Origin of the sequence: Chryseobacterium candidae (genome assembly GCF_004916905.1) — a bacterium.
Classification (GTDB): domain Bacteria; phylum Bacteroidota; class Bacteroidia; order Flavobacteriales; family Weeksellaceae; genus Chryseobacterium; species Chryseobacterium candidae.
The window spans coordinates 1-5356 of sequence record NZ_SDLV01000027.1 but is presented as its reverse complement, the minus strand read 5'-3'; the positions used below and the strand labels follow the sequence as shown (position 1 = coordinate 5356).

Genomic DNA, 5356 nt, shown 5'->3' with positions numbered 1-5356 from the left:
AAGGCTGGATTAAAGCTGTAGGCAGGATAAGAGTCGTAATAATTAACAGATAAAATACTTTCAGGGGTAAAATAGACAGCTGTGTAAAAAATAGCCATTCCATTTCTTACAAAACCTGTAGAATGGCGCGCATCATAAATAACCAAATCCTTGATCTGGCTCTGAATAGCATTTCTGGTCTCATTTGAACTAAATTTTCCGGTATAAGCGACTCTTCCGAACTGATCGTATTTGGTCATCAGCCATTTACCTGTGGCTCTCATATTGGCATCCTGAGTGAGCATCAGCCTGTCAGCTTTATCATACACCATATACTCCCAGCCTTTGCCGGGAAGTTTTTTCTCTACTAACCGGTTTCTCCCGTCATAGCGGTACTGATAGCACAATGTATTGAGAAGATCATCCGTAATAGGCTTATGAACAGCCATAGGAGGTATGACAAAAGCCAGCTGATCATACTCATTATACACATAATAGGTATCGATATGTTCTGAAGAACTCTTTACTTTTCGAACTAATACAACCTGACCTTTACCATTTTTAAATTCTATGGTTTCATTGTCATCCTCATCTTTTACAGCGTTTTTATAAAGCTGGTTAGGGGCATACACTGTGGAAGGCGATAAGCTCAGTACACTTTTAGTAGCCCCATCTACCCAGCTTGTGGTGGTGGTAAACTGATAGACTTCATTCAATCCGTTGGCGTCATATCCAAATTTTACAGGTTTTCCGTTCCACTCATTGCCCACCTGTTTTTGTTCCAGAATCCTGTCCAGAGGAGAGTTTTCCAGCACTTTTTCAGAATAGATCTTTTCATTCCCATAGGTGTTAGGATAAACACCCAACGGCCCTGAATAATAGTTCCCGTTACTTGTGGAAAGTTGGGGAACAGGAAGATAGTCTTTCACCTGTCTTCCGAAAGGATCATATTCTATATGGGTGACAACATCACGTCCCAGTGGTGAGGCTTTGACATTAACAATCTGCCTGGGTCTTCCCAACCCGTCAAAATACTGAACGGTTTCTGAGGATTTGGTAGCCGAAGTTCCGCTATAATCCAGATAGGTTTTACTCTGTATGTAATTTTCTGTATTGGCAATAGTGGAAAGCTGCGCAGAGGTTATATTGGATAAGAGCAAGGCTCCTATGGGTAGTATTAATTTTTTCATCGGTTTTAGTTTTTATAGTTGTATTTCATCTCCTTCAGCACTTTACCATTTATATCAATCACTTTCTGAAGCCTGTTTGCGGAATCATAAATATAGCTTTCTCTGATTCCTGATGGCGGGGTGATACTTCTGACTCCTACTAATGGGTCATAAGTGTAGGTAGTGATCTGATAATTTGGCAGAGCGTTTCTGAAGGTGTTCAATACAGATAAAAGGGCGGTTTCATCATTATTGGCTGCTGCTGACGTATCTGTGTTGGAAGCGGTCACAATAGCATCAATTAAGGACTGCTGGATATCTGTTAATTTGGCGCCTTCTATTTTAGCAATAGGCTGAGTTTGGTTATACCCCCAGATAATGACTGTGGAAATGCCGTCTTTTGTGGTGTACTGCTGAATATTACCTTTACTGTCGTATTTATCATACGTTACTTCAGTGGAGACAATGTTTTGTAAATCGGTAGAAATTATAGTATGAGGTAATACTAACCCTGATGTTTTCAGATTTGCTTCTGATTGATTAATAGGATATAATGTTTCTGTCTTGGACAATATTTTATTTGTAGCACCTACGGTTTTACTCGTTATTGTTTCCAAAGGAATTCCAATCATATTTTTTGAAATCATCAACTGATTACCTTTCTCATGAGCATAGCTGTAAGTCGTTTTTTGGGTTGATTGATCAGAAAAATCAATATTTATACTAGTTGGGTTAGTATGTCTGTAACTGCTGTCATAAGTATAACTGGTAATTTGACCCACATCATTATTATCAAAATAATCAGTGGTTGTCATCGCTTTCTTTTTTACCCAGGCAGATGATATTTCAAAACGGTCAACCGTAAAAGTATAATTACGTCCTATACAAACCCCGTTGGCATTATGAACTGCACAGGCAACAGATTTCACACCTATATAATAAGGTCTTATGGTAAGATTAGGGAATCCTGTACTATAATCATTCGAAATATTATTGAAGTGATTATCAAATTCGTAGGTGTATGAATCCCTTTTAACGAGTCTATGTTGAGAGTCATAATATTTTCTATCAGTTAATACCCCACGCGCAAACTGATTATTGGCATAGGTAAAGATTGGACTTCTTGAATTTTTAGGATTGGTGTGGGACAGATTCATATATTCATCTATTATCTCATAGCTTTCCGCATTGTTGTTTATATTTTTATTCCGGGTAATGATCTTATCATAAATCGTAGGCTTCCCGTTAATCGTACTAATATTAAAGTTTCCAGAATTACTGATGACCATTTGTTCACAGGTATATCCCATATCCTGATCCTCTGCGATCTCCTGGATATAAGAATATTCAATATCATCTGCCATATATCTTCCTGTAGACTTATTGTTTTCATCTCTATAAATAAACTCTGTTTCATGGGTTAATATATTACTATCACTTTTCGTTATTTTTTTTATCCTTATCCCACCAACAGATTTATTATACTGTTTGATTTCTGATACTTTTTCATACCATTGTGCATTCAATGTAGCATATTGGCTACTGCTAACATTGCCTACCTTTCTGATTCTGATTTTATATGAAGGTTTTAGATTTTCAACAAATTCATATTCTTTGTTGATCAGAAATGTTCTTAGAACGGTATTGTTATTATCCAGAAGTTCCCCTACAAAATGTGGTCCCTCAGGTAAAGAGCCTTCCGGACCTTCATTTGGATTGGCTGTACTTTGAAAGGTAATTTTGAAATCAACGGTATTTCCATTGGTATTAACATTAAATACTCCGCCTAGCGTTTCAAGATTTGAAATAAGAAAATCTTTTTTTCCTATTTGGGTTTCAGCCCCTTCAAAATAAAAATCATCCAGTTCGTATTGCAGTCCCATTTTACCACCTGTAGGATATTGTATTTCTTTTAAACTTCCGGAAACAGCATAGTTAATATCAGGATTTTTATCATCACCAAAACCGTAAATTTTATCGCCATATGCAACAAAAGGGATTCCATGATTGGTTAATTTACCATTATAAAAACCTACAAAATCTGTCTGATCTGATAATCTGTTAGGGAGTGGATTATTTTCATAATACTGAAGTTTATATTTTGAATTATCTTTCAGATTTACCACTTCTTTTAACTTCAGTCTTTTCATCAGATATGGAATTTCAGAATCATATCCAGGAGCTGATGGAGAGTCCGTACTTATAAAATACTCTTTTACCAGATTATACTCTGATACCAGTGTCTGCTGGGGATTTCTAACTTCTATTTTATTTAAAGAAAGTCCATTATTGATATCCTCACGATTGCCATACATAAACTTTACTTCATTGCCTTCAAATTGAATGCTCTGTAATACACTTTCAGAAAGTACATTCGTTTTGGTTACAAATTCTTCATAGGTTGTACCATTCTGGTATACACATGCTCTTGGAATTTTAAGTCCTTTGTAAAAGTTATTCAAATAACTATAGTTACTTGCCTGATAATTAAACTTTATTTCTTTCCCTGTTGGCAAAAGGATTCTGGTAATAATAAAATCAGTATTACTAAAATCATTAGGGGCAGGAGCACTTCCCCCCACAGTTTGGGTTTGATTTCCTGCTTTGAAATAATACTTGATGCCCTGATCATCAGTGAAAACGAAGGAATCTTCTATTTTTACAGTACTGTAGGGAATCTGAATAATTTTCCCGGAACTGTCATAATAAAACTCTCCTGAAGCACTTCCCAAAGAGAAGGAATAAATATCAGGCTGGGTATCAAGTGTTGAGAATTCCTCTTTGATACTTTTTGCCAGATCATAATCGTTAAGATTGCTTTGAACAGGATTGAAACTATTCGGGTTGATATACTGAATTTTACCTTTATCTTCACGCCCTAAAACCTGTTTAGAAAGGGACATCCCACCCAAAGATAAAGACCAGCCAAGACCTACCTTAGAAGCGGTTTCTTTTACCTTGACTCCTGAGGCGTGATATTTCAAAGAAATCGGAAGACTAAAATCTCCCACTTGTATGGTATATATTGGAATATCAATACCAATAGTTCCGGTATGCGTAGATGTCGGAATATCTGTGTGCTTTGATAGCTGGCTGGCATCGGGTGACTTTATGGTCAGATTATATTTACTTTCCTTTGCATCTACAGATTGTGAGTACCCAAGAGCATATCCACAGATAATCAGAAAAGCTACTATTATTTTTTTCATCGTGTTTTTATTTCTTGATTAATTTGGCATTAACGGTTTTACCCGTATCCGTTTTTATCGTCACCAGATAAGCTCCCTGAACCAAAGCCTGGGTATTGATTTTAGTGACTCTGTTCTTTGTTTTTAGATTCTGAAGCTGCCTTCCAGACATATCATACAAAAGAATATCAGCATCTTTGAAATCAAAACCGATTTCTACATACGCATAATCAGAAACAGGGTTCGGATAGATTTTGATGTCATACTTTTCAATCAGCTGATCAACCTGCTTATCTCCCAGTTTCACAATCTTCCAGTTTTCTTTCCCTAATTCTTCAGCACTGGTTCCTGCCAGAATAATAGAGCCGTCTCTGTTCAGCTTTAAGTCTGAAAGCCTTTCCTCTTTTTTTCTGGATTCTCCGGTGATATGCTTTCTCCACTGTTCATTGCCGTTTGGATCAAGGTACAGCATCCAGAAAGTTTCGTCATCGGTTTCTATTCTTCCTTCAGCCTGAGTATAACCTCCCAATAAGATGCCTTTAGAAGATTTGTCATCCGCAGAATGAAGGACACTCATACTCATCAGGATATCTCTGTTTTTAAAATTGTAAGATTTCTGCCACTGTTCTTCCCCTCTTTCATTTAAAGAGATCAGCCAAAGGTCCGTTCCTTCTTCAATGCCTACAGTTTTGTTGCCCGATCTTTCTGATCTGGATTCTCCGCCAATGATAAATCCATTGGAAGTTAAGGCCAGAGTTCTCAAATGATCATCACCTTTCCCTCCAAAATTCTTTTCCCATTCTACTTTTCCGTCTTTTGAGAGCTTGACAATCCAATAGTCTCCTTCACCGAAGTTGCTGCTGGCTTTGGAATAAGAGTCGAGCTTCACACCACTTCCAGCCTCCAGCTTCCCGCTTCCTGCCTTTACTTCAGAACTCCTGGAATACATTCCCAATAAAGCTCCGCCGTCCTTCGTTGGAATCATCTTCTCTACTTCATCTAAGCCTTTTCCACCTAAAA

The 5356-nt window shown here is 37.3% G+C and carries 3 protein-coding genes; all 3 read right to left on the bottom strand.

Annotated features, from left to right (window positions below; genetic code table 11):
• Window positions 1-1169, bottom strand: a 1169-nt coding sequence (locus tag EK417_RS13845) for a DUF6443 domain-containing protein (RefSeq protein ID WP_228457939.1), incomplete at its 3' end; no start/stop codon positions are given.
• Window positions 1170-1174: 5 nt separating this feature from the next.
• The gene (locus tag EK417_RS13840) at window positions 1175-4357 is read right to left on the bottom strand and encodes an RHS repeat domain-containing protein (RefSeq protein WP_136522490.1); all 3183 of its coding nucleotides are present in this window, start codon (window positions 4355-4357) and stop codon (window positions 1175-1177) included.
• Window positions 4358-4364: 7 nt separating this feature from the next.
• Window positions 4365-5356: T9SS type A sorting domain-containing protein (locus EK417_RS13835; RefSeq protein WP_136522489.1), on the bottom strand; the 992-nt coding region annotated here is incomplete at its 5' end.